Annotated in this window: 25 protein-coding genes; 6 read left to right on the top strand and 19 right to left on the bottom strand. The window is 61.1% G+C overall.

Annotation, left to right across the window (positions count from 1 at the left end; genetic code table 11):
- Positions 1-45: 45 nt before the first annotated feature.
- Together RSO67_RS06060 and argE are read right to left on the bottom strand one after the other, a co-directional pair.
- Complete coding sequence (locus RSO67_RS06060) at positions 46-1053, bottom strand: NAD(P)H-quinone oxidoreductase (protein ID WP_410001872.1); 1008 nt, start codon at positions 1051-1053, stop codon at positions 46-48.
- Positions 1050-2228, bottom strand: a complete 1179-nt coding sequence (gene argE, locus RSO67_RS06065) for an acetylornithine deacetylase (protein WP_315842764.1) — start codon at positions 2226-2228, stop codon at positions 1050-1052. Before argE ends, RSO67_RS06060 begins: the two co-directional genes overlap by 4 nt.
- A 39-nt stretch (positions 2229-2267) precedes the next feature.
- On the opposite strand from argE, the gene RSO67_RS06070 reads away from it, so the two are divergent.
- On the top strand, positions 2268-2921 hold the full coding sequence (locus RSO67_RS06070) for a DUF1028 domain-containing protein (RefSeq protein ID WP_315842765.1): 654 nt from the start codon (positions 2268-2270) through the stop codon (positions 2919-2921).
- 11 nt (positions 2922-2932) lie between these two features.
- Here RSO67_RS06070 and RSO67_RS06075 read toward each other — a convergent pair whose 3' ends face one another.
- The 7 genes from RSO67_RS06075 to RSO67_RS06105 form a co-directional block, all read right to left on the bottom strand.
- Positions 2933-4081 carry an ABC transporter ATP-binding protein gene (locus RSO67_RS06075; RefSeq protein WP_315842766.1) on the bottom strand — a complete coding sequence of 383 codons (1149 nt, stop codon included), beginning with the start codon at positions 4079-4081 and terminating at the stop codon, positions 2933-2935.
- A complete protein-coding gene (locus RSO67_RS06080) occupies positions 4065-4880 on the bottom strand; it encodes an ABC transporter permease (protein WP_315842767.1) in 816 nt (271 codons plus the stop codon). The genes RSO67_RS06075 and RSO67_RS06080 overlap by 17 nt, the downstream gene beginning before the upstream one ends.
- The gene (locus RSO67_RS06085; protein ID WP_093762116.1) at positions 4877-5731 is read right to left on the bottom strand and encodes an ABC transporter permease; all 855 of its coding nucleotides are present in this window, start codon (positions 5729-5731) and stop codon (positions 4877-4879) included. Before RSO67_RS06085 ends, RSO67_RS06080 begins: the two co-directional genes overlap by 4 nt.
- A 78-nt stretch (positions 5732-5809) precedes the next feature.
- Entirely contained in the window at positions 5810-6847 is a 1038-nt protein-coding gene (locus RSO67_RS06090) for an ABC transporter substrate-binding protein (RefSeq protein WP_315842768.1), read from the bottom strand.
- 175 nt (positions 6848-7022) lie between these two features.
- Complete coding sequence (locus tag RSO67_RS06095; protein ID WP_089264770.1) at positions 7023-7433, bottom strand: RidA family protein; 411 nt, start codon at positions 7431-7433, stop codon at positions 7023-7025.
- An 11-nt stretch (positions 7434-7444) separates the two neighbouring features.
- Entirely contained in the window at positions 7445-7948 is a 504-nt protein-coding gene (locus tag RSO67_RS06100; RefSeq protein ID WP_315842769.1) for a flavin reductase family protein, read from the bottom strand.
- Positions 7945-9405 carry a 4-hydroxyphenylacetate 3-hydroxylase family protein gene (locus tag RSO67_RS06105; RefSeq protein WP_092151747.1) on the bottom strand — a complete coding sequence of 487 codons (1461 nt, stop codon included), beginning with the start codon at positions 9403-9405 and terminating at the stop codon, positions 7945-7947. Before RSO67_RS06105 ends, RSO67_RS06100 begins: the two co-directional genes overlap by 4 nt.
- Positions 9406-9496: 91 nt before the next feature.
- Here RSO67_RS06105 and RSO67_RS06110 point away from each other — a divergent pair, with 91 nt between their 5' ends.
- Positions 9497-10444 (top strand): LysR family transcriptional regulator, encoded by a 948-nt coding sequence (locus RSO67_RS06110; RefSeq protein ID WP_315842770.1) that lies wholly within the window; start codon positions 9497-9499, stop codon positions 10442-10444.
- Here the strand turns inward: RSO67_RS06110 and RSO67_RS06115 are convergent.
- From RSO67_RS06115 to soxY, 8 genes are all read right to left on the bottom strand, one after another.
- A complete protein-coding gene (locus RSO67_RS06115) occupies positions 10412-11341 on the bottom strand; it encodes a glyoxylate/hydroxypyruvate reductase A (protein WP_315842771.1) in 930 nt (309 codons plus the stop codon). The two genes, RSO67_RS06110 and RSO67_RS06115, sit on opposite strands and share 33 nt — an antisense overlap.
- The gene (locus RSO67_RS06120; protein WP_315842772.1) at positions 11338-11793 is read right to left on the bottom strand and encodes a type II 3-dehydroquinate dehydratase; all 456 of its coding nucleotides are present in this window, start codon (positions 11791-11793) and stop codon (positions 11338-11340) included. The genes RSO67_RS06115 and RSO67_RS06120 overlap by 4 nt, the downstream gene beginning before the upstream one ends.
- A gap of 727 nt (positions 11794-12520) precedes the next feature.
- The gene (locus RSO67_RS06125; protein WP_315842773.1) at positions 12521-12910 is read right to left on the bottom strand and encodes a cytochrome c family protein; all 390 of its coding nucleotides are present in this window, start codon (positions 12908-12910) and stop codon (positions 12521-12523) included.
- 73 nt (positions 12911-12983) lie between these two features.
- A complete protein-coding gene (locus RSO67_RS06130) occupies positions 12984-13685 on the bottom strand; it encodes a cytochrome c (protein WP_315842774.1) in 702 nt (233 codons plus the stop codon).
- Complete coding sequence (gene soxC, locus RSO67_RS06135; protein WP_315842775.1) at positions 13669-14949, bottom strand: sulfite dehydrogenase; 1281 nt, start codon at positions 14947-14949, stop codon at positions 13669-13671. The genes RSO67_RS06130 and soxC overlap by 17 nt, the downstream gene beginning before the upstream one ends.
- 38 nt (positions 14950-14987) lie before the next feature.
- The gene (gene soxB / locus RSO67_RS06140) at positions 14988-16685 is read right to left on the bottom strand and encodes a thiosulfohydrolase SoxB (RefSeq protein ID WP_315842776.1); all 1698 of its coding nucleotides are present in this window, start codon (positions 16683-16685) and stop codon (positions 14988-14990) included.
- A 51-nt stretch (positions 16686-16736) separates the two neighbouring features.
- Positions 16737-17066: a thiosulfate oxidation carrier complex protein SoxZ gene (gene soxZ, locus RSO67_RS06145; protein WP_089264796.1), complete on the bottom strand. Its 330-nt coding sequence runs from the start codon at positions 17064-17066 to the stop codon at positions 16737-16739.
- Between the two features lie 48 nt (positions 17067-17114).
- On the bottom strand, positions 17115-17579 hold the full coding sequence (gene soxY, locus RSO67_RS06150) for a thiosulfate oxidation carrier protein SoxY (RefSeq protein ID WP_231080235.1): 465 nt from the start codon (positions 17577-17579) through the stop codon (positions 17115-17117).
- A 165-nt stretch (positions 17580-17744) separates the two neighbouring features.
- Between soxY and soxA the strand changes: the two genes are divergently transcribed.
- Genes soxA through RSO67_RS06165 form a run of 3 tightly spaced genes read left to right on the top strand, consistent with a single transcriptional unit; the run spans position 17745 to position 19727 of the window.
- A complete protein-coding gene (soxA, locus tag RSO67_RS06155; RefSeq protein WP_315842777.1) occupies positions 17745-18569 on the top strand; it encodes a sulfur oxidation c-type cytochrome SoxA in 825 nt (274 codons plus the stop codon).
- Positions 18570-18580: 11 nt separating this feature from the next.
- Positions 18581-19204, top strand: coding sequence for a sulfur oxidation c-type cytochrome SoxX (gene soxX / locus RSO67_RS06160; protein ID WP_315842778.1), 624 nt, complete (start codon positions 18581-18583; stop codon positions 19202-19204).
- Positions 19205-19226: 22 nt separating this feature from the next.
- A complete protein-coding gene (locus RSO67_RS06165; RefSeq protein ID WP_092151772.1) occupies positions 19227-19727 on the top strand; it encodes a GlcG/HbpS family heme-binding protein in 501 nt (166 codons plus the stop codon).
- Positions 19728-19751: 24 nt separating this feature from the next.
- Here RSO67_RS06165 and RSO67_RS06170 read toward each other — a convergent pair whose 3' ends face one another.
- Positions 19752-20339: a thioredoxin family protein gene (locus RSO67_RS06170; RefSeq protein ID WP_315842779.1), complete on the bottom strand. Its 588-nt coding sequence runs from the start codon at positions 20337-20339 to the stop codon at positions 19752-19754.
- A gap of 19 nt (positions 20340-20358) precedes the next feature.
- On the bottom strand, positions 20359-21102 hold the full coding sequence (locus RSO67_RS06175; RefSeq protein WP_315842780.1) for a cytochrome c biogenesis CcdA family protein: 744 nt from the start codon (positions 21100-21102) through the stop codon (positions 20359-20361).
- A 49-nt stretch (positions 21103-21151) separates the two neighbouring features.
- Here RSO67_RS06175 and RSO67_RS06180 point away from each other — a divergent pair, with 49 nt between their 5' ends.
- Positions 21152-21550, top strand: a complete 399-nt coding sequence (locus RSO67_RS06180; protein WP_315842781.1) for a thioredoxin fold domain-containing protein — start codon at positions 21152-21154, stop codon at positions 21548-21550.
- Positions 21551-21568: the final 18 nt, after the last annotated feature.

Consider the following 21568-nt stretch of genomic DNA (forward strand, 5'->3'; position numbering starts at 1 on the left):
ACTGCTCCTGTATCGATATGCGGCTTTTGCGCTCGACATCGCCGCTCATGCGGCGTCTGCCGGCAGCAACAGCACTTTGCCGATGTTTTCATTGGCTTCCAGAATGCGGTGAGCTTGCGCAGCATCCCCGAGGGGCAGCGTCCGCCAGATCAGCGGCCTCACCTCGCCGGACGCGACCAGCGGCAGCACCTCGGCGCGGAGCGCGGTAGCGATTGCGGTCTTCTCCTCGTCGGACTTCGGCCGCAGCGTCGACGACGTCAGATACAATCCCTTCCGCATCACCAAACCGAGATCGATCGGCACCACGCCGCCTTCCATGAAGGACAGGCTGACATGCCGTCCGCCCGGCACGAGCGCATCGAGATTGCGCGCCACATAGGAACCTCCGACGATATCGAGCACAACATCAACGCCGCGCCCGCTTGTGGCGTCGCGCGCTGCGGCAACGAAGTCGTCGGTACGATAGTTGATTGCGACGGCACCGAGCGCTTCCACCGCCTTCTTCTTGGCATCGCTGCCCACGGTCGCAATCGCCGTCGCGCCGCGGGCGATGGCCATGCGGATCGCAATAGTGCCGATACCACTGGCACCGCCATGCACCAGCACGGTCTCGCCCTTCGACAGCCGGCCGCGTTCGAACAGATTGTGCCAGACGGTGAAGAGCGCTTCGGGCAATGCCGCCGCCTGCTCCATCGTCAGCCCCTCGGGCACCGCAAGACAATGAGATGCCTTGGCGATGCAATAGCGCGCATAACCGCCGCCCTTCACGAGGGCCATCACCGCCTGCCCCTGCAACGCAGCGTCGCCGCCGACCACGCGGCCGGCGACTTCGAGACCGAGCACGTCAGTGACACCCGGCGGCAGCGGCACGGCACCACTTCGCTGCATCAGGTCCGGGCGATTGACGCCGGCTGCGGCGACCTCGATCAACACTTCGTCGGGACCGGGCACCGGCACCGGTCGTTCGACTTGCGTCAGAACGTCAGGACCGCCTGCTTGCGTCGCGATGATCGCCTGCATGGTCGACATGATCGTCGACACTTCGTTCTTCATGATACGCTTATCCACTCTTCACTCGGCCGACGCAGCAAATCCGCCAGCCTATCCATCATCGCGTTCGCAGCCGCGAGTTCGTCGAAACCGATCCATTCATCAGCCTTGTGGCCGCGAGCCATATCGCCGGGTCCGCAGACGAGCGTGGGAATGCCGGCCTCTGCGTAGAGGCCAGCCTCGGTGCCGAAGGCGACTGTGGTTACGGGTTGCGTATCGCCTGCCATTCCTGCGACCAGATGCGTCATGGAGGCATCGGCGGCGGTCTCGAGCCCGGGATAGGCCGACAGTTCCTCGGAGACGATGTCTGCCTCCGGTGCATTGGCGCGCAACCGATCGCGCTCACGCGCAACCACCTCATCGATCCGCGCAAGAATCTCGCCGGCATCACGGCCTGGCATGGTGCGGATCTCGTATTCCAGCACGGCGCGTTCCGGCACCAGATTGACCACGGTGCCGCCATGCAGCGAGCCGACGTGAATGGTCGTGTATGGCGGATCGAACGCCGCATCGCCGCCGCGCGCGATTTCCTCATCGGCCAGACCGCGCAACGCATGCGCGATCGCAACGCCCGCATCGACCGCATTGGCCGCACGATGCGGCATCGCCGAGTGGCCGGTGCGGCCTGTTACTGTCAGGCGACGCGCGACCTTGCCCTTGTGCGCGCGAACGACGCGCATAGTCGTGGGCTCACCAACAATGGCGAGTGCAGGCATTGCAACGGACTGCACGAGCGCGTCCACAAGATCAGGCGCACCGCGGCATCCGACTTCCTCATCATAGGAAAACGCCAGATGCACGGGCGCAGCTGTCGCGGCTTCATTCAGGCGCGGCACGGCAGCGAGAACGACGGCCAGAAAGCCCTTCATGTCGGTAGCGCCGCGGCCATAGACACGCCGATCACGGACGACGCCTGCGAAGGGCGGCACGGTCCACGCCTGCCCGTCCACCGGCACGACATCCGTATGCGCTGACAGGACCACACCGGGACGATCCACAGGACCGATAGTCGCGAGCAGCGAGGCCTTGCAGCCATCAGGCGACGGCACGCGGCGCGAAGACACGCCCGACGACGCAAGTATCCGCTCGATATATGCGATGATATCGAGGTTCGAATTCGAACTTATACTTTCAATACTGATCAGCTCGCAAAGTATTTGAGCTATTCTCTCGATCATCTATACTCTCAATACTTTTACGATTGCGGGAGCATCACGATGACCTATTCCATCTCGGCACGCTGTCCGGAGACCGGCGCGTTTGGCATTGCCATTACATCGTCCAGCATTGCCGTGCCGGCGCGCTGCGCCTGGGTGGGACCTCTGGGTCTGGTGGTGTCGCAGAATGTCACTGATCCGTCGCTCGGCCCGACCGGCCTCGCACTGCTGCGTCAGGGCCTTGGCGCTGGTGCGGTGCTGAACAATCTGACGCAAGGCACGCCGCAGCCGGCGTGGCGGCAGGTCGGTGTGATCGATCGCTATGGCCAAGTGGCCTGGCATTCCGGCGCACAGGCCTTGCCGATCATCGGCATTGCGCAGGGCAATGGTTGTCTCGCTATGGGCAATCTGCTGGTCGATGAGAAAGTCCCGAGCGTGATGGTCGCGCGGTTCGAGGCGACGGCCGGGCAACCGCTGGCGGAGCGGCTGATGTCGGCGCTGGAAGCCGGCCTCGATGCGGGCGGCGAGACCGACGACGAACATGCCGCGGGCCTGCATGTTGCCCACATGTTCGATTGGCCGGTGGTCGATCTGCGTGTCGACTGGCACGACGCTCCGATCGGTGAACTCCGCGCGCTGTGGGAGCGCTATCGGCCGCAGCAGAAGGACTACATTGCGCGCGCGATGAATCCGGGCGCTGCGCCGTCGTTCTAAGGCAGAGCGCCTCACGCCGCCTCACCCGGCGGAAACGCCACGATATCGTCGGAGCCGATGGTCAATCCGATCTCGGCTCCGACCGGACAGGACGACAGCGCCGCAATGCCCGGCGAACGCAGCAGGATGCGCTCGCGCGCGCTGCCGGGCGCGTCGATATATAGATCGACATGGCCGCCTTGAAACACCTGTGTCATCACAGTGCCGGGCAGTGATCCCGAAGCGCCACGCGACGTGACGGCGAGATGCTCCGGCCGCACGAAGACATCCAAGGCATCGCCAACCGAAAGCGCGGCAATCGGCGCCGCAGGAACTTCGGCGCTGATGTCGCCGACCGAAACCACCGCGACATCGCCGCGCTTCTCGACAAGACGCCCGTTGAGGATATTGGCGTCGCCCACGAAGGACGCGACGAAGCGATCCGCCGGACGGCGATAGATATCGTCGGGTGCCGCGATCTGGCGGATGCGCCCGGCCGACATCACGGCGATGCGGTCCGACATCGACAGCGCCTCACCCTGATCATGCGTCACGAAGATCGTGGTGACGCCGAGCTCACGCTGGATCTGCTTGAGCTCGACCTGCATCGAACCGCGCAGATTCTTGTCGAGCGCCGAGAATGGTTCGTCGAGCAGCAGCACCTTCGGCCTGATCACCAAGGCCCGCGCAAGCGCCACCCGCTGCTGCTGGCCGCCCGACAACTGCCGCGGCTTGCGGTCGGCAAAGCCTGTGAGCTTGACCAGCGCCAGCGCTTCGTCGACGCGGCGCGCGATCTCCTTCTTGTCGACGCCGCGGGTCTTCAATCCGTAAGCGACGTTCTTGGCGACGCTCATATGCGGGAACAGCGCGTAGTTCTGGAACACGATGCCAATCTCACGCATATGCGCGGGCGTTTCGGTGACCAGATCGCCGTCGATGAAGATCTCGCCATTGTCGGCTTCGAGGAAGCCGGCGACCAGATTGAGCAGCGTCGTCTTTCCGCAGCCGGATGGGCCCAGCAGAGTCATGAACTCGCTCGGCCGGATCTTCAGCCAGGCTTCATGTAGCGCCATGGATTCGCCAAAGCGCTTGGTGACGCCGTCGAGCTGCACCGCCGGACGAACTTTTTCGCTGGTCGCTTCCGGCGTGTGTGCCGTCATTGGATCAGTGCGCATCAACATTCAGGATTTTCCCGAGGCCCAGGAAGGAATTGGCGATCGTGAGCAAGGTTGCGGTCACGACGATGTAGATGACCGAGAGTGCGGCCAATGTGGGATCCGCGAATTCGCGGACGTAATTATACATGGCGACCGGCAGCGTCTGCGTCGCCTGACTGCTAACAAACAACGTCGCCGTGAATTCGTTGAAGGACAGGATCGCCGCGAACAGCCAGCCGCTGAGCAAGCCCGGAATCAGCAGCGGGATCGTCACCGTGAACAGGATCCGCAGCGGCGTGGCGCCGAGACTGGACGCGGCCAGCTCCAGGCGCGTGTCGAGATTTTCCAGCGAGATGTAAGTGCTGCGCATCACGAAAGGCAGCACCATCACCACATGGGCGAAGATGACGAGCGGAAAACCGCGACCAACACCCGTCTGCGAGGCGAGAATGAGAATGCCAAGACCGACGGTGTAATGCGGGATGATCAGCGGCGACAGCAGAATGCCTTCAAGGAAATCCCTGAGCGCGAATTTGTAGCGATGAATGGCAAAGGCAAAGGCAGATCCGACGACGACCGCGATGCTGGATGCCCAGACCGTCACGGTCAGGCCATTCCAGAAACCTTTGGCGAAATCGGCATAGGAGAAGGCGCGATAGAACCAGCGCAGTGACCATGACTGCGGCGGAAACTGCAGGATCGCGCGATCGTTGAAAGCCGAGATCGCCACGACGACGCCGGGCAACAGCACGAACAGGAGAATGGCGGCAACGAGGACGCGGCCCGACCAGCGCAGCGCAAGGGTTGCAGGTGAGCGTTTCATGTCGTGCCCGCCATGCGTTCGAGCGGGCTCGCGGCTTTCTTCAGCAGCGCGATCACGGCCAGCGACAATGCGAGACCGATGATGGAGAGACTGGCGGCGAAGGGGAAATTGAACGACGAGAAGCCGAGCTGATAGATCAGCGTCGACACCGTGGCGACGCGGCCGCCGCCGATCAGCTGTGGCGTTGCAAAGGCGCTGAAGGTCCACGCGAAGGCGGTGGAGAAGCCGGCAACGATGCCGGGCATCGACAGAGGCAGCGTGATGGTCATGAAGATGCGGATCGGACCCGCGCCGAGACTTTCGGCCGCCTTCTCGTAATTGCGGTCGATATGCGACAGCGCCGCAGCCAGCATGATGACCATGATCGGCATGGTCACATGCACCAGGGCCGCAATCACGCCGCCCGAGGTAAACATCATCCGCAACGGGCGATCCACCAGGCCGAGCTTGAGCAGCAGCGTGTTCAGGAAGCCGTTATTGCCGAGCACGATCATCCAGGAATAGGTCCGCACCACCTCGCCGAGAAACAGCGGCGTCACCGACACGATCAGGATGAAGGAGCGCAACGCAGAGCTGTTGGTGCGCGTCAACGCATAGGCTAGCGGATAGGCAAGCAGCAGCGTGAACACCGCCGTTTCAAAACAGATCAGCACCGTATTCCAGAATGCCAGTGCGTAAAGCGGCCGCAGCATGGCTTCGAAATTCGCCCAGGTGAATCCACCGACCTCGAGCGTTCCGGGAATATAGGCCCGCACGCTGTACTGAAACACAGCCAGCATCGCCGCGATCAGGCCCACAGCAACGAGGCCGGCCGGCGAGACAAACCATCCCAGAAATGGACGTGTGTTCATGGACAAACTCGAAGTGGGCGAACGTGACGTCATGGACCGCGATCCGGCGGTATCAGCCGGATCGCGACCCGAACTCCTTTACGGAGCCATGATGTTTTCGGTGAACCACTTGCGCCAGGTGCCGGTCTTCTCGGCACGCAGCTTGGCGTCGATCACCAGCGTCTGCTTCGCCCACTGATCCGCGGTCGTGAACACGCCCGGCAGCGCTGCGATCTCGGGCTTGACCTTGGCGTTGTCTACCACCGGGCTGCCCTTCTTCAGTTCGGCGATCTTCGCCTGCACTTCGGGATCGAGCGCGGTGTTGATGAACTTGTAGGCCAGCTCCGCCTTCGTCGAGCCCTTGGTGATGCCCATCGTATCGACGCCGAGCACGGCGCCTTCCTTCGGAATCGCCAGCTTGATCGGCACGCCCTGGGCCTGCATGTAATAGGCGTTCATCGACAGCACGACCTGCACCGGCGTCTCACCAGTCGCAAAGAGCTGCTGGCTGTTGGCATCGTTGGTGTAGAACGCCTTGTAGTTCGGCTTCAGCGCTTTCATCTTGGCTTCGCCGACTTCCCAATTCGACGCATCGCCGCCGGACAGCTTGGCAGCAACGACCATCACATGGCTTGGATCGAAATCGGGCGACGAGATCATGCCCTTGAGCGCGGGATTCCACAGACCTTCCCAGCTCTCGAAGCTGACGCCCTTGGGCAGTTGATCGGGCAGATAGCCGATGGTGTAGACATAGGCCCAGGAGCCGATGTGATACGGGCTGATCTTGGCCTGCTCGACCAGATGACTGGCATTCGGAATCTTCGCCATGTCGAGCTTCTCGAACAGATTGTCGTTGGCATAGAGCCAGCCGACATGGGCCGTCGTGAAGGTAACGTCGCTCTCCGGCTTCGCAGCAGCGAGCTTGGCCTGGTTGAGGCGATCGATCGTGCCGCCGGTGATGTATTCGACCTTCACGCCGGTCTCGGCAGTGAACTTCTTGGCGATCGCTTCATCGATCAGATCGCGAAAACTTCCACCCCAGGTGCTGACCACCAGCTTCTCCTGGGCGGATGCCTGTCCGCCAATCGCGAGCGTCGACAGCAACATCAATGCAGTAAACTTCAAGGCGCGCTTCATCTCGAAACCTCACAAGGATTATGACGTAGAAAGAAAAGCAAACATCGTGCCAGACGATTGATAAATCTCAGGAATTTCCGCCGAACAGCCGCGCGCAACCGCACTCATCGATCATGCGAAAGATGAAGCCGCAAACGTCCGATTGATCTCTGTAGTGCCGGCGAAAAACGCGTCGTTACGCCGGAATTTCCGCGATGATGTCGATTTCCATCAGGTACTCAGGCTTGGCGAGGCCCTGAACGATAATCCCGGTCGAAACCGGATAGACGCCCTTCAGCCATTTGCCGACGACGCGATAGACCGGCTCGCGATAGGCGCGATCGGTGATGTAGATGACGATCTTCACCACGTCCTCAAGCTTGGAGCCTGCCTCTTCAAGCAGCACCTTGGCGCATGTCATGGCATTCTCCGTTTGCGCAGCGGCATCGCCGATACCAACGATCTTGCCGTCGAGATCCATAGCCGTCTGGCCGCGCACATAAACGGTGTTGTTGGCGCGAACGACCATGCAGACATCGTTGTCGAGCGACTGCTCGGGATAGGCTTCCTTGGTGTTGAACTTGCGAAAACGCTGATGGGTGGTCATGGAGCAGATCCTCAGGCGGCGAGACGATGGAATGTGCGATCGGAGAAGATCAGGGGCAGCGCAGCTTGGTTGCGAACGTTCAGCACCTCGCCCGCGACGATGCGATGCGAGCCGAAATCAAACACGCTGGCAACACGGCAATCGAAATTGCACAACGCACCATCGAGCGCAGGCGCGCCGGTCAGCAACTCCGACCAGTCACCGGCAAGAAAACGGTTGTCGCGTAGTTCAGGGATCAACCCGGCGAAGCTGTTGGCAACACGCTCCTGCGTATCAGACAGAATGTTGGCGACGAACACGCCATTGGCCAGCAGCTTTTCGAGATGGCGATTGTCGCGGTGAACGCTGAACACAACCGATGGCGGCTCCATCGACAGTGAGCACAGCGACGACACTGTAACGCCTGCACGCCCCGCTTCGCCATCCGTCGTCACCACCGCCACGCCCGAGGCCGTCATCCGCATGGCGTCGCGGAAGACATCGACCTCGACCAGCGGATGCGTTGCTGCGCTCACGACTTCGCTCCATCGATGCGATCTGACAGACCCGCCGACTTCTTGACGAAATCCAGCGGCCCGGCAAAGTCGAAGCTGTTATAGACCGCCGCCAGATGATTGAAGTGCGGCGCCTGCGCGAATTGCACGAAGGTCAGGCGATGACCGGCATAGTCTGAATTGAGCAGGTCGCGCGCGAAAGCGAGCAGCTTGCGGCGATCATCGGCCTGCCACTGATCGTTCAGCGAATAGAACTTGTTCAGCCACTTGCCTGATCCCTCGGCCTCGAACGCATCGGCATTCGGGGTGATGCAGATCTGGCCGCCGCACAGCTCGCGGGCGATATGCATCATCGCCGGGAGCTGCGAACAGGCGAACACGCGGCCGGCATACAGCATCGACTGCTGCGGCATCAGAAGGCCGCCCGGGCTCTTCTCCGCCATGGCGATCGACGCAGTGAGATGCGCGTTGATGCCTTCGCGATAGCAGACCAGATCGGCGAGCTTCTCGCGCACCGACTGCAGCTTGTCGAGACCGGTCTGCTTGGCGTTCCACATGGCCGCGCCGATCATCATATCGGCGGTGTAGAGCAGACGCAGCACGTAGGGGAATGCCGAGTAGCGATGCAGCGTCGAACGCACGAATTGCGCAGCGCGGGTATGGCGATAGAAGAACACATCTTCCCACGGGATCAGCACGTCGTCGAACACCACCAGCGCCTCGACCTCATCGAAGCGATTGGCGAGCGGATAATCCTTGGCGTTGGCGCTGCTGCGATTGGCGAAGCCACCACGGCAGATATGCTTGACGCCCGGCGCGCCCATCTTGACGATGCAGCCCACCGCATAGTCTGAGAGTTTTTCATTGGCCCAGGCGCCGACGGTCGGCTTCAGATAGGCCTGATCGGCATAGGCCGCAGCGGTCTCATACTTCGCGCCGCGGATGATAATGCCAGCATCGGTTTCACGGGTGACGTGAACCATCAGGTCCGGATCCTGCTGCTGCGGCGGCAGCGAACGGTCGCCCTTCGGATCGGTATTGGCCGAGACGTGGAAGATGTCCTTCTCGATCACGGCACGGATGTGATGATCGATATTGGCGGCGAAACGCGGATCGATCTCGGCCAGCACGTCGCGCCCGTCGGTGAGCGACCACATCTCGCCGATGGTCTCGTCGCCGACGCGGGTGACCACGCCGCCGATGTCCTTCATCACGTGATCGACGGCCTTGATCTTGTCGTGCCAGTCCTTCTGTTCCGTCGGCGGCTTGTAGAAGACCGAATGCGTCTCGTTGTCTTCAACGTAAGTGAGGTCGGCGGCGTAACGCTCTTCACGCGCCATGTCATACATCCGGGCCTTGACGTCGATGATCGGCTTCAGCGCCGGGTGCGTGGTCACGTCCTTGACGCGCTCGCCATCGATCCAGACCTCGCGGCCATCGCGAATGCCCTGCTTATATTCTTCACCCGTGCGGATCATTGATTGGCTCCTGTTCGACTGGACGACAGGGTGCCGAAGGGCCTATCATAAGGAAAATATTTTTATGTTTGGAGATGCATAGGAAAACACGATGAGGTTCTCGCTCCGGGCCCTGCGCTATGTGGTTGAAACGGCCGATGCAGGCAGCGTGACGGAAGCCGCCAAGCGCCTGAACGTGTCGCAGCCCTCGATTTCGGCCGCACTCAGCCAGCTGGAGGCCGAACTCGGCGTCCAGATCTTCATTCGCCATCTCGCCAAGGGCGTGACCCTCTCCCCCGCCGGCCAGCGGCTGGTAAACGACGCGAGACTGCTGCTCGCGCATGCGCGCGATTTTGCCCAGAGCGCCCAGTCGCTTGGCAGCACCCTGCACGGCGAGATCGTGGTCGGTAGCTTCTCGACCCTCGCCACACGCTTCATGCCGGGGCTGCTGTCCGGCTTTCGCGAATGCCAGCCGGGCATTTCGGTAAAACTTGAGGAAGGCGACCAGCAGGAGATCATCGACGGGCTGGTCTCCGGACGGACCGAACTCGCACTGTCCTACTCTTTCGCTGTTCCCGACGAGATCGTCGGTGAGAAATTCTGCGAGCTGCCGCCCTTCATCGTGCTGTCGGCGGATCACCCTCTGGCAAACCGGTCGTCGATCAGCCTGACCGAAATGCGCGACGAACCGTTCATCCTGCTGGACCTGCCGCATTCGCGCGACTACTTCGCCAGCCTGTTTACGGCATCCGGTATCGAGCCGCGCATTTCCTTCCGGACCCGGTCATTCGAGCTGATCCGCGGATTGATCGGGAATGGCCAAGGATATTCGATCCACAATGCCGTGCCGCGCACCACCATCGGTTATGACGGCAGCCGCGTCGCCGTAGTGCCCATCACCGAAAAATTGCCGGCAACGCATGTGATGGCGCTGCGTCTGAAACGCCACGCACTGCGACCGGCGGTGCAGACATTCGCCGATTACGCGCGTGATGCCTTTGCCGTAGGCGGCCAGTTCGCGCCGGGCTCAATAGCCCCGGCGAGGGTCGACGCGGCTTAGCAGCTCCTGCCCCGACCGCAGCCGGCGCACGTTCTCGCCGATCTGCTGTGACGCAGAACCCGGCAGCGCCACCGATGCGAGATGCGGCGTGATCAGCACATTGCCCATCGCCCAGAGCGCGCTGTCCGGCGACAACGGCTCGGAGGCAAACACATCCAGCGTCGCTTCTGCGATATGGCCCGAACGCAGCGCTTCGATCAGCGCCGGCTCATCGACGATGCTGCCGCGCGAGACATTGATGAAGACTGCCCCCGGCTTCATCTGCGCCAGGCGCTCGGCGTTCAGCAGCCCGCTTGTTTGCGGCGTCTGGGGCAACATGCAGACGAGAATGTCGCTATCGCCCAGGATATCCGGCAACGCAGACAGACCGGCAGATGTCTCGATGCCCTCCACCGACTTCAGCGTGTTGGACCAGCCACGTACGCGATAGCCTTGCCGGGCGCATTCGAGCGCCGCGGTCAGCCCGAGTTCGCCAAGGCCGAGAATGCCGACCGTGATAGTCTCGGGATCGCGCGGATGAATATAGTGCCAGCGGCGCTCGCGCTGGGCGCGCTCGAAGGCTGGAACGTCGCGCGCATGGCGCATCACCGCGAACAACACATAGCCAGCCATCATCCGCGCCATCTTCGGGTCGGACAGGCGCGTGATCGGAACCTCCGGCAGATCGTCACGCCCGACCAGCGCGTCGACGCCGGCGCCGAGATTGACGACGAGGCCGAGATTTGGGTAGCGCGCGAAGAAACCATGCGGCGGCTTCCATACAAGTGCCTGCCGTACGCGTGTGGGATCGGCGATATCGTCGGCTTGGCGAAGATCGATTCCTTCGGCCGCGAGCGCCGCACGCCACGTCTCGAAGTCATCGAAGGCGCTGTAGAACGCCATCACCTCCGACGTCATTGCGCGGCCTTTTCGGCGATCAAGCGCGATACCGCCGTCAATGCCAGCTCATAGCCCAGCGCGCCGAGCCCCGCGATTACGCCAGTCGCCGCACGCGACACATAGGAGTGATGGCGAAACGGCTCGCGCTTCCAGATATTGCTCATATGCGCCTCGATGATCGGGCCCTCGAAAGCGAGCAACGCGTCGAGGATCGGTACCGACGAGTAAGTGAGACCGGCGGCATTGATGACGATCCCCTCGGCCTTCTCCCGCGCCTCCTGAATCCAGTCAACCAGAACGCCTTCGTGGTTGGACTGGCGGAAGTCGACCATCAAGCCGAGCGAAGCTGCATGGTCTTCACAGCGCTTCTTGATCGAGACGAAACTTTCGCGGCCATAGGTGCCGCTTTTGTCCAGCCCATAAAGATTGGCATTCGGACCATTGAGGAAATAAACAACTGGAGACGTCATGGCCGCGCTTTCATGTGTCTGGAGGGCAATCGGGTATTCTTGAGAGGCAAGACCGAGCCGGGAGAAAATACCAACGAACGAGTGACGTCGGATGATCCCAGATGCTCAACCCTTCGCCAACAGGGCGCATGCAGCTACGCATCGACGCAGCGCATCCGCAAATTGAACCTTAGAGAGACCTGCCTCATTGCAGAAATCAAAAGAACCTATGCGGTTCGACGGATTTCAGTATGGTTCAGAGGTTGCTCTCGCAGTAGGTGGAAAGCCCGGAGGCGGCACCGTCTGCCGCCCGGTAAAAAATGAGCGAGACTGCCAATCGAAGGAAACCGGCCGAAAAATCGGTCCGGATCAGATGCGGTGCACGGTCGGCATCCGGCTAATGCATTGGCGCGTGTTTCAAGGAATCCCTGATTTCGCGCCAGACGTTCACACACCAGTTTCTCGCTCTATGGGTCAACACGTTTCTCAAGATTCACTCTCGCTATCGCCTATCTCCTTTTACGATCAGCAAGAGTCGTGCCAACAACTGAAATGCTGGATCATCCACTCATCGGATGCACTGCGTGCGCGGGGCAATCATCCAACATTCCGAGCATGGTTATCGGGTGACCAGGACGCCACCCTTGATGCAATCTCCAGTCTGCCGATCAGCGGCATCTGGCGAAAACTGCAACGATTTCGTCCGGATCATATCAAGCGAGCTGCTCGCCTGAAAAACGACAGCGCTTTAGCCGCCCTTCTTACCGTCGGCGGCGAACTGCTTCAGGAACGCTGTGAGATCCTTGATCTCCTGCTCGTTCTTGATGCCGGCAAAGCTCATCTTGGTGCCAGGGATCTTGCCCTTCGGGTCCTTGATATAATCGGTGAACACCTGATCATCCCAGGTCAGGCCTGAATTCTTGTTGGCGTCGGAATAATTATAGCCCGCAACGGTGCCGGACTTGCGCCCGAACAGACCGTTCAGGATCGGCCCTACGGTGTTCTTCGCGGTTTCGCCGACCTGATGGCAGGCGCGGCACTTGTTGAAGGACTTCTCCCCGGCTGCAACATCCTGCGCCATGGCATCGGTTGTCATCAGTGCGAACGACAAAGCGAGCAGCGAAAAGCGAAACGTCATCCTGGTCAAACCTCAAATGTAGTGATTGTTATGGCGTGCGAGCCATCGCGACAAAGACGAATGCCCTCGCCTGCTACTCGACCTTGGGGCCGGACTTGCCGTCAGGCGTGACGTCGATGGACATGGCGCGCCCGGTCACCTTCGGCGCCGGCCGGCAATCCTTCATGCACGGATTCTTGTTCCAGAAATGCTTCTCGGACGTCTCGCGGTCGTCCTCGAAAAATGCTGCAGCATTCGGCATCTTGATCGACGTGAAGTTCTTCTCGTTGAGTTCGAATGTCTCGTCCTTGACGATATCGTTCATGCTGAGAATGTAGGCCGTCAGCGCATAGACCTCGTCATTGGTCAGCGACTGCGCATTGCCATAGGGCATCGCGCGCTTGATGTAGTCGAACACGGTGGACAAATCGGGCCAGAACGAGCCGACGGTCTTGTCGGGCCGATCGGCCTTTAATGTCCCGGCGCCGCCGGCAAGCACCGGCCATCGACCGACGCCCTGTCCGAATTCGCCGTGACAGGACGCGCACTTCTCTTGAAACAGATCGTCGCCCTGCTTCACGGTGCCCTTGCCGACCGGAAGACCGCGCCCGTCCGGCCGGACATCGGTGTCCCAGGCCGCGATTTCCTCAGCGGTGGCCGCCCGGCCGAGCCCAAGCTTACCCGCAGGCTTTGCCACCTCGCGGCCCGCCATCTGCTGGGCAGCGCTTGGCGCAATTATGCTGCCGAGCAGACATGCCGCCAGCACCAGTGTCAGGGCATTAGCCGATTTCGACATTTTCAGTCTCCCCGCCTGAACGCACCAGCCAGGTCTGAATGCCGTTATTGTGGTAGATCGAATTGACGCCGCGCACCTTGCGCAGATCGTCCTTTGACGGCTGCATATAGCCGGTGGAGTCGATGGCGCGGGACTGGATCATCAGCTCCTGCCCGTTCCAGTCGAAATCCACATAGAAGCGCACCACGGACTTGTCGAAGACCGGGCCATCGATGCGCGCGGTCTGCCAGTTGCGCCCGCCATCCATCGAGACATCGACGCGCTTCACCGTGCCGCGGCCGGACCAGGCCAGCCCGCTCAGCACATTGCGGCCCTTGTGCTTCAACGGCGCCTGCGGCGATGGATTGGTCACCACCGACTTCGCATCCATCACGAATGTATGCTTACGGGAATTTCCGTCGGCCAGAAGGTCTGTATATTTCGACGTCTCCTCGCGGGTCTGCCACGGCTGATCGCCGGCCTCGATGCGGCGCAGCCACTTGACCCACAGATTGCCTTCCCAGCCGGGAATGACCGCGCGCAGCGGATAGCCCTGTTCAGGACGCAGTGCCTCACCATTCATGGCGAAAGCGATCATGACATCGTTCAGCGCCTTCTCGATCGGCAGCGAACGGTTCATGCCGGCGGAATCGGCGCCTTCCAGCATCAGCCACTTGGCGTTCGGCTTCAGCCCGGCTTCATCCAGCAGTACTTTCAGCGGCACGCCGGTATACATCACATTGTGGATCATGCCGTGGGTGAACTGACAGCCATTGAGCTGGCTGCCGCGCCATTCCATGCCGGAATTGGCGGCACATTCCAGGAAGTACACCTTGTTGACGCGCGGCATCCGCTTGATGTCGTCCATGGTGAAGACCAGCGGCTTGTCGACGAGGCCATTGATCATCAGGCGATGATCCGCCGGATTGATCTCGGCGACGCCGCCATGGTGACGCTCGAAGCACAGGCCGGACGGGGTGATGATGCCGTCAAGGTCGTGCAGTGGCGTGAAATTGACCGAGGACTCCGCAGACACGGTGAGCCACGGAACATCGCGCCGGATCACATTCTTTTCGAATTTCGACGGCACGCCGTAAGGATGCTTGTCGACGCCATCGCCGAGATAGCGCTGCCAGTCCTGTACGTCGGTGATGAGTGCTTCGGATTTCGCCGTCTCTCCTGCAAGTGTGGGGATCGCCGACAATGCGGCGCCTGCGCCGGCCAGACCTGCCGCACCGAGAAAGCGGCGGCGATTGAGCGTTTCCGCTGATGTTCGATCAGTCATGCGACAAGCTTTCCTGTCTCTGCACTACGACGCCTGGATCAGGCCCCGGTCACCTTGACCGCGGTGTTGGGTTCGATCCTGACGGTTGAGACCTTCGCTACATGCGCCGCGACCACATCCCAGATCGGGGGACCCTGCGTATTCTCGTTGACGCTGGCCCAGCCCGAGACCGTGTAGGTCTTGCTGGCCTCGATCGGCTTGCCGGACTTCAGATGGGTCATCGCGGAAATGCGCGATCCCATCGGCTTGGAAATATCGATCGCGTAGCCCATGCCGCCCATGCGGACCATGTCGCCGCCGCCCTGGAAATACGGATCGGGATGGAAGATGTTGTCGGCGACATCCTCCAGCACTTCCTTGATCTGGGTGCCGGTCATCTGGTTGCGATAACAGTTCGGATAGGTGATCGCGGTGGCGTTGGTGATCTGCTCCCAGGTGATCGCATCGCCGGGGATCAGCGTGCCGCCCCAGCGGAAGCCGGGCGACAGCACGATCTCCGCATCGCGCTCCGCCATCATCGCGTTGCAGATCAGATCGTCGAACGTGCCGTTGAAATTACCGCGGCGATACAGCAGCGAATCCGTCTTGCCGATTTCACGCGCCAGATCCTTGGCGAACGGCGCCCTCACCTTCTCCACCAGCGCGGTCATCGCCGCATCAGGTTTGATGGCATCGGCGAAGACCGGCATCAGCTTGAAGCGGATATCCGCAACTTTCTTGTCCTTCACCTCGATATCGAGACGCGACACGAACTTGCCATGCGAGCCCGTCGCGACCAGCACCGTATTGCCGACCTTGATCAGGCCTGGCATGGCGTCATGGGTATGCGCCGTCAGGATGACGTCGAGCCCCTTCACGCGGCCAGCCAGCTTGCGGTCGACATCGAAACCGTTATGCGACAGCAACACCACGATGGAGGCTCCGGCAGCGCGGGCTTCATCCACCTGTTTCTGGATGTCCTCCTCGCGAATGCCGAACTCCCAGTTGGGGAACATCCAGCGCGGATTGGCGACGGCCGTGCGCGGCAATGCCTGACCGATCACGGCGATGGTGGCGCCGCCGCGCTCGAACATCTTGCGCGCTTCGAACACCGGCTCCTGCCATTCGTTGTCGCGAATGTTCTGTGCCAGGAATGCGAAGGGCGCGGAGTCAGCGATCTGCTTGACGCGCTCGGCGCCATAGGTGAATTCCCAATGACCGACCATGGCATCGAGCTTCAGGGCCGACATCACATCGACCATGTCCTGCGCCTTGGTCTGCAGTGACGTCCAGCTTCCCTGCCAGCTATCGCCGCCATCCAGCAACAACACCTTGTCATCGCCGCGCTCGGCGCGCACGGCCCCGATCAGCGTGGCGATACGGTCCATGCCACCCATGCGGCCGTAGTTTTTGGCGAGTGCCACGAAATCATCGGCGGTCAGCGCGAAGGCATCGGTGGAGCCGGCTGCAATCTTGAAGTAGTTGCGAAACTCGGCATCCGTGAGATGTGGCGGCATGCCCTTCACTTCGCCGACGCCGAGATTCACCGACGGCTCGCGGAAGTGCAGCGGCATCAGTTGCGCGTGGGTATCGGCGACATAGAGGATCGTCACCGTACCCAGCGGATCGAACCGCAGGATATCGGCCTGTGTCAGGCGCTGCTGTGCCGCAGCCCGACCCAGCGGCCCAAGGCCGCTTCCGATCGTCAGCGCAGACGCAGCCGCGGTCGCTTGCAGGAAATCCCGCCTCGATATCATGATCCACCTATGATCCCTTCCGCTATGGAAGGGTGAATGTTCAGAAGAACGTCAGGCCACGGTCAGCTTGTTGGTCGCGACATAGTCGGAGCCGTCGTCATCCTTCCAGGTGAAGGTGAATTCGCCGGACTCGGCAGCCTTGTAGAAAAACGACTGATAGGGATTGGCCGAGATGGCGGGATTCCAGTCGGCCTCGAACACCGTCTTGCCGTTGAAGGCGGCGGTGAACTTGTTGATGATCTTGCGCGGCACGACCTTGCCGGCTGCATCCTTGCGCTGGCCGGATTCCATTTCGTGAGAGATCAGCGTCTTGATCTCGATCAGTTCGCCCGGCTTGGCCTGGGTCGGAACGCGAACGCGCGGGGTTGGTTTGGTTGCCATGAGAAAGTCCTCGCCTGATAAATCTGTTCTGTGAACGAAGCCGCGCGACTAGCCGCCGCAGCCGCCGATCGTGACTTTCACATTGGCTTTCGCCATGTGCAGCTTGCCGTTGGACATTTCGGCGATGCAGACGATGTTCTGGGTTTCCGCAAGACGCATGCGGGTCGAGGCCGAGGCCTTGCCGCAAGCTGGCGTGAACCGGTAGCTGACGACGGCCGGCAGCGGATTGCCTTCGGCGAACACATGCACCGACTTGACGTAGTCGGCGTCGGTCATCGGGCTTTCGACATCGACATTGACCGGGACCACAAGGCCATTCTCGGCGATCTCGGGCACATCGAGCTTGATCTTGCCGCTTTCGAATTTCTTGTCGCCATACAGCTTCTTGATTTCGGCGGCGACGGCCTGCTCATCGGCCAGCGACAGTCTGGGAGCAAGGATTGCTGCGAGACCAGCGATCGCGGCCATGGCCAGCGTTTCGCGACGGGTCTTCTCGACCGACTTCAAAATCATGAGTGCTTCCTCCTGCGGGATTTGAGCAATCCCTTTACAATAGTATCGCTTGACGATTCCAAGTCTGATCTATCTTATCTGGGACATATCATTATATTCTTTTTCTTGAATGTAAAGATCTGAAATGCACAGGTGCCGCAGAGACGGCGATGTGGGAGGGGACAGATGAGGAAGACCGTCATTCGGTCAGCGGCAGCGGCCATTCTGGTACTCTGCGCGGGGAGCTTCGGCAGTCATGCGCAGGACGCCAGCGAAAAAGAGATCGAACGCTATCGCGAGATGATCTCGGACCCGATGTCCAATCCCGGCTATCTCGCCGTCGATCGCGGCGAAGCGCTGTGGGGCGAAGCCCGCGGCACCAAGAACGTCTCGCTCGAAACCTGCAATCTCGGTCTCGGCGCCGGCAAACTCGAAGGCGCCTTCGCGCAATTGCCGCGCTACTTCGCCGATGCCGACAAGGTCATGGATCTCGAACAGCGCCTGTTGTGGTGCATGCAGAACATTCAGGGACTTGATACCAAGGATGTCATCGCGCGGCGCTTTTCCGGCCCGGGCCGTGCGTCCGACATGGAAGACCTCGTCGCCTACATCGCCAACAAATCGAACGGCATGAAGATCGACATTCCGCTGAGCAATCCCAAGGAGCAGGAGATGGTGGCGGTCGGCGAAGCGCTGTTCTATCGCCGCGGCGGCGTCAACGATTTCTCCTGCGCCACCTGCCATGCCGACGAAGGCAAGCGCATCCGGCTGCAGGGACTGCCGAACTTCTCCAAGCCTGGCAAGCCGGCGCAGGAAACCATGGGCGGCTGGCCGACCTACCGCGTCTCGCAGGGCGCGCTGCGCACCATGCAGCATCGCCTGTGGGACTGCTTCCGCCAGCAGCGCTGGCCCGTTCCGGAATACGGCTCGGACGTCATAACCGCCCTCACCTCTTTCCTGCAGAAACAAGCGGTGGCCGGCGAACTCAACGTTCCGTCGATCAAGCGATAAGGAGCCTTGAGATGAAACGCGTTTTGACACTCGCCGCGCTCGTTCTCGCAGCAGGCTCGTTCACGTCAGCCGCATCAGCGCAAACCGCCAAGGCGCCGGATCCAGCTCTCGTCGATGCCTATATGAAATCCACCTTCGGTAAAGCGCCGCCAGAATGGCAGGCGCGCATCGAGCCGGACGAAACGCTGAAGACCTGCAACGCCTATCACAATGAAGTTCCCAGCGCCGAGGCCGAGAAGATCACCGCGCGCGAAATGGCGCGGGTGGTGTATCCCGCCGACGGCAAATTCCTCGGCAACTGGAAGGAAGGCGCCAAGATCGCCAATAACGGTCGCGGCGGCCAGTTCTCGGATCCACCTGACACTGTCAGCGGCGGCAACTGCTATGCCTGCCATCAGATGGAGCAGAAGGAAGTCAGCTACGGCACGCTCGGGCCGAGCCTGACCAATTACGGCAAGGATCGCAAATACGATCCGCAGGAAATCAAGAACGCCTTCACCAAGGTCTATGACTCGCAAGCCGTATTCGCTTGCTCGAACATGCCGCGCTTCGGCGTCAACAAGGTGCTGAGTGAGCAGCAGATCAAGGATATCGTGGCTTTCCTGTTCGATCCGGAATCACCGGTGAACAAGTAACGCGAACCGGGAGTGAATCGACATGACGAAGAGAAACGTGTGGTTTGCCGTCGTCCTGTCGATGCTCGCATCATCTGCAGCAAGGGCCGAGGAAGCCGTCGTCAGCTACAAGTCCCTCGGACTTGAGCTGGCGCTCGACGCCGCGCGTGCGGCACTAAAGGAGTGCCAGAAGCGCGGCTATCAAGTCGCCGTTGCTGTGGTCGATCGCTTCGGCACACCGCAAGTCCTGCTGCGCGATCGCTTTGCCGGACCGCACACGCCGCCGACGGCGACCGGCAAGGCCTGGACCTCCGCGACCTTCCGCAACAGCACCACCGAACTCAACGCGATCAGCCAGCCCGGCATGATGCAGGCCGGGCTGCGCAACCTGCCGAATGTCGTGATCATCGGTGGCGGCATGATGATCGAAGGCGGCGGTGCAATGCTTGGCGCCATCGGCGTCTCGGGCGCCCCCGGCGGCGATGCCGACGAGGCCTGCGCCAAGGCAGGCATTGCCGCGATCCAGGACAAGCTTGATTTCTGACAAGCTCGACTTCTGAACTACCAGCTACGCCTGCTTCTTCAGCCACTCCGGAAATGGCGCCGTCTCGTAGCCCTTCTGGCGCACGTAACGGAACATCGCGAGAAACTCCACCGGCTCCAGCAGCCCGGGCATCCGCGCGACTTCCCGCGCCTGCCCGCTTTTCGATGCGAGTCCCGCGATGGTCTCCGGAAAGAACTGGATCGTCGGCGTGAAGCGAATGACGTAGGCTTCGCCGAAAGCCTTCTCGCCACGCTTGCCGCCGTCGAAATCCGTCACCTCCCGTGCGCCGATGTGATTGAGATGCAGTATCTCAAAATTGTCGCGGATATAGGTCTCGATCTTCGGATCGGTCATGTAGCTCTCATGCATGCGCTTACAGGCGGGACAGCCCTTGAGACCCCACATGATGGCGAAACGCTTGCCCTTGGCGGTCGCGCCCGCCAGATCCTCGGAGAGATCGAGAAAGCTCTCCAGATACCAGTCCATCTGATAGAGCCCGTCGTCGCCGAGCGTCGCTTTCGCGGATGCCGGCGCCGTTCGTAATCCGAGCATGCCGATACCGAGTGCGGCAAGCGCATGCCGTCGGGTGATCACACCAGCTACTTCAGACATTCGATCCTCCCGATCCACATCACCCGACCGTACCAAAGGCCGGAAAGGTCTCCAGTAACCAACCTGAAATGCGCGGCATTGCGCCAGTCAAAAACAGAACACCGGTCAGGACAAGGCCGACGCCGATCACCTTCTCGATAGCCAGCATATGCTGACGCAGCCGCGCCATCAGCCGCATGAATGGCCTCGAAAATAGCGAAGCCAGCATGAAAGGAATGCCGATACCGAGCGCATAGGCGGCAAGCAGAAGCGCCCCCCGCGCCGGTGCGCCTTCGGCGCCTGCGACCATCAGAATGGCGGCCAGCACCGGCCCGACACAGGGCGTCCATCCGAAAGCAAAAGCGAGCCCGACCAGATAGGCGCCGAGAAAGCCCGCAGGCTTGCGCACGGCCTGAAAGCGCGCTTCGCGAAACAACAGTCCGATCCGGAAGACGCCGAGAAAGTTCAGCCCGAGAATGACGATGAGCAGACCGGCGATGATGCCCAGCGTCTCGAAATGCGCCGTGATCGCCTTGCCGATCAGCGATGCCGATGCGCCCAAGGCGACGAAGACCGTGGCGAAACCCAGCACGAAAGCGAAGGATAATGCGACTACGCGTCCGTTCGGGCGCCAGCCGGCCTGACCACCGCGATCGTCGAGTTCGTCCAGGCTGACGCCTGCCAGAAAGCAGAGATAGGGCGGCACCAGCGGCAGAACGCATGGCGACAGGAACGACAACAGCCCTGCGCCCAGCGCACCAAGGAACGAGATTGAGGACACCACGGCGGATCCGGTTCTGGCATAAATATTCGAATTCGTGTATGTGTAACACATGACGTGGAAATTGCCTCTGAAAACCTCGTTGATCGCGACTTTGTTGGTGATGACTGCGGCGCTGTCGCCGCGCATCGCTGATGCGTCCGAACTACTGATGTTCGAGCGCGATGGCTGCGTCTGGTGCGCGCGCTGGAATCGCGAAATCGCTCCGGTCTACGACAAGACCGATGAAGCCAGGCTTCTTCCGCTGCGCCGCATCGACATGGATCGCGACAAATCGCCCGGCGTGGCATTGGCCTCGCCGGTGCGTTTCACTCCGACCTTTCTGATCGTCGACAACGGCCACGAGATTGGCCGCATCACCGGCTACATGAACGACGAATCTTTCTGGAGCCTGCTCGGGAAGTATGCTGCCAGACTGACCACCTCACAGCCCAACGCCAATCGTTCCTGATCCTCTTCAAACATTCGC

It is taken from the genome of Tardiphaga sp. 709, from assembly GCF_032401055.1.
In the GTDB taxonomy this organism is placed as follows: domain Bacteria; phylum Pseudomonadota; class Alphaproteobacteria; order Rhizobiales; family Xanthobacteraceae; genus Tardiphaga.

Bases quoted from the DNA above. Each gene is read 5' to 3' on its own strand.
- RSO67_RS06080 (WP_315842767.1), bottom strand. From the start codon at position 4,880: ATGAAACGCTCACCTGCAACCCTTGCGCTGCGCTGGTCGGGCCGCGTC.
- soxX (WP_315842778.1), top strand. From the start codon at position 18,581: ATGAAACGCGTTTTGACACTCGCCGCGCTCGTTCTCGCAGCAGGCTCG.
- RSO67_RS06070 (WP_315842765.1), top strand. From the start codon at position 2,268: ATGACCTATTCCATCTCGGCACGCTGTCCGGAGACCGGCGCGTTTGGC.
- RSO67_RS06105 (WP_092151747.1), bottom strand. From the start codon at position 9,405: ATGATCCGCACGGGTGAAGAATATAAGCAGGGCATTCGCGATGGCCGC.
- RSO67_RS06110 (WP_315842770.1), top strand. From the start codon at position 9,497: ATGAGGTTCTCGCTCCGGGCCCTGCGCTATGTGGTTGAAACGGCCGAT.
- RSO67_RS06085 (WP_093762116.1), bottom strand. From the start codon at position 5,731: ATGAACACACGTCCATTTCTGGGATGGTTTGTCTCGCCGGCCGGCCTC.
- argE (WP_315842764.1), bottom strand. From the start codon at position 2,228: ATGATCGAGAGAATAGCTCAAATACTTTGCGAGCTGATCAGTATTGAA.
- RSO67_RS06125 (WP_315842773.1), bottom strand. From the start codon at position 12,910: ATGACGTTTCGCTTTTCGCTGCTCGCTTTGTCGTTCGCACTGATGACA.
- RSO67_RS06130 (WP_315842774.1), bottom strand. From the start codon at position 13,685: ATGTCGAAATCGGCTAATGCCCTGACACTGGTGCTGGCGGCATGTCTG.
- soxA (WP_315842777.1), top strand. From the start codon at position 17,745: ATGAGGAAGACCGTCATTCGGTCAGCGGCAGCGGCCATTCTGGTACTC.
- RSO67_RS06120 (WP_315842772.1), bottom strand. From the start codon at position 11,793: ATGACGTCTCCAGTTGTTTATTTCCTCAATGGTCCGAATGCCAATCTT.
- soxB (WP_315842776.1), bottom strand. From the start codon at position 16,685: ATGATATCGAGGCGGGATTTCCTGCAAGCGACCGCGGCTGCGTCTGCG.
- RSO67_RS06095 (WP_089264770.1), bottom strand. From the start codon at position 7,433: ATGACCACCCATCAGCGTTTTCGCAAGTTCAACACCAAGGAAGCCTAT.
- RSO67_RS06090 (WP_315842768.1), bottom strand. From the start codon at position 6,847: ATGAAGCGCGCCTTGAAGTTTACTGCATTGATGTTGCTGTCGACGCTC.
- RSO67_RS06115 (WP_315842771.1), bottom strand. From the start codon at position 11,341: ATGACGTCGGAGGTGATGGCGTTCTACAGCGCCTTCGATGACTTCGAG.
- RSO67_RS06165 (WP_092151772.1), top strand. From the start codon at position 19,227: ATGACGAAGAGAAACGTGTGGTTTGCCGTCGTCCTGTCGATGCTCGCA.
- soxZ (WP_089264796.1), bottom strand. From the start codon at position 17,066: ATGGCAACCAAACCAACCCCGCGCGTTCGCGTTCCGACCCAGGCCAAG.
- soxC (WP_315842775.1), bottom strand. From the start codon at position 14,949: ATGACTGATCGAACATCAGCGGAAACGCTCAATCGCCGCCGCTTTCTC.
- RSO67_RS06060 (WP_410001872.1), bottom strand. From the start codon at position 1,053: ATGAAGAACGAAGTGTCGACGATCATGTCGACCATGCAGGCGATCATC.
- RSO67_RS06180 (WP_315842781.1), top strand. From the start codon at position 21,152: ATGACGTGGAAATTGCCTCTGAAAACCTCGTTGATCGCGACTTTGTTG.
- RSO67_RS06075 (WP_315842766.1), bottom strand. From the start codon at position 4,081: ATGTTGATGCGCACTGATCCAATGACGGCACACACGCCGGAAGCGACC.
- RSO67_RS06170 (WP_315842779.1), bottom strand. From the start codon at position 20,339: ATGTCTGAAGTAGCTGGTGTGATCACCCGACGGCATGCGCTTGCCGCA.
- soxY (WP_231080235.1), bottom strand. From the start codon at position 17,579: ATGATTTTGAAGTCGGTCGAGAAGACCCGTCGCGAAACGCTGGCCATG.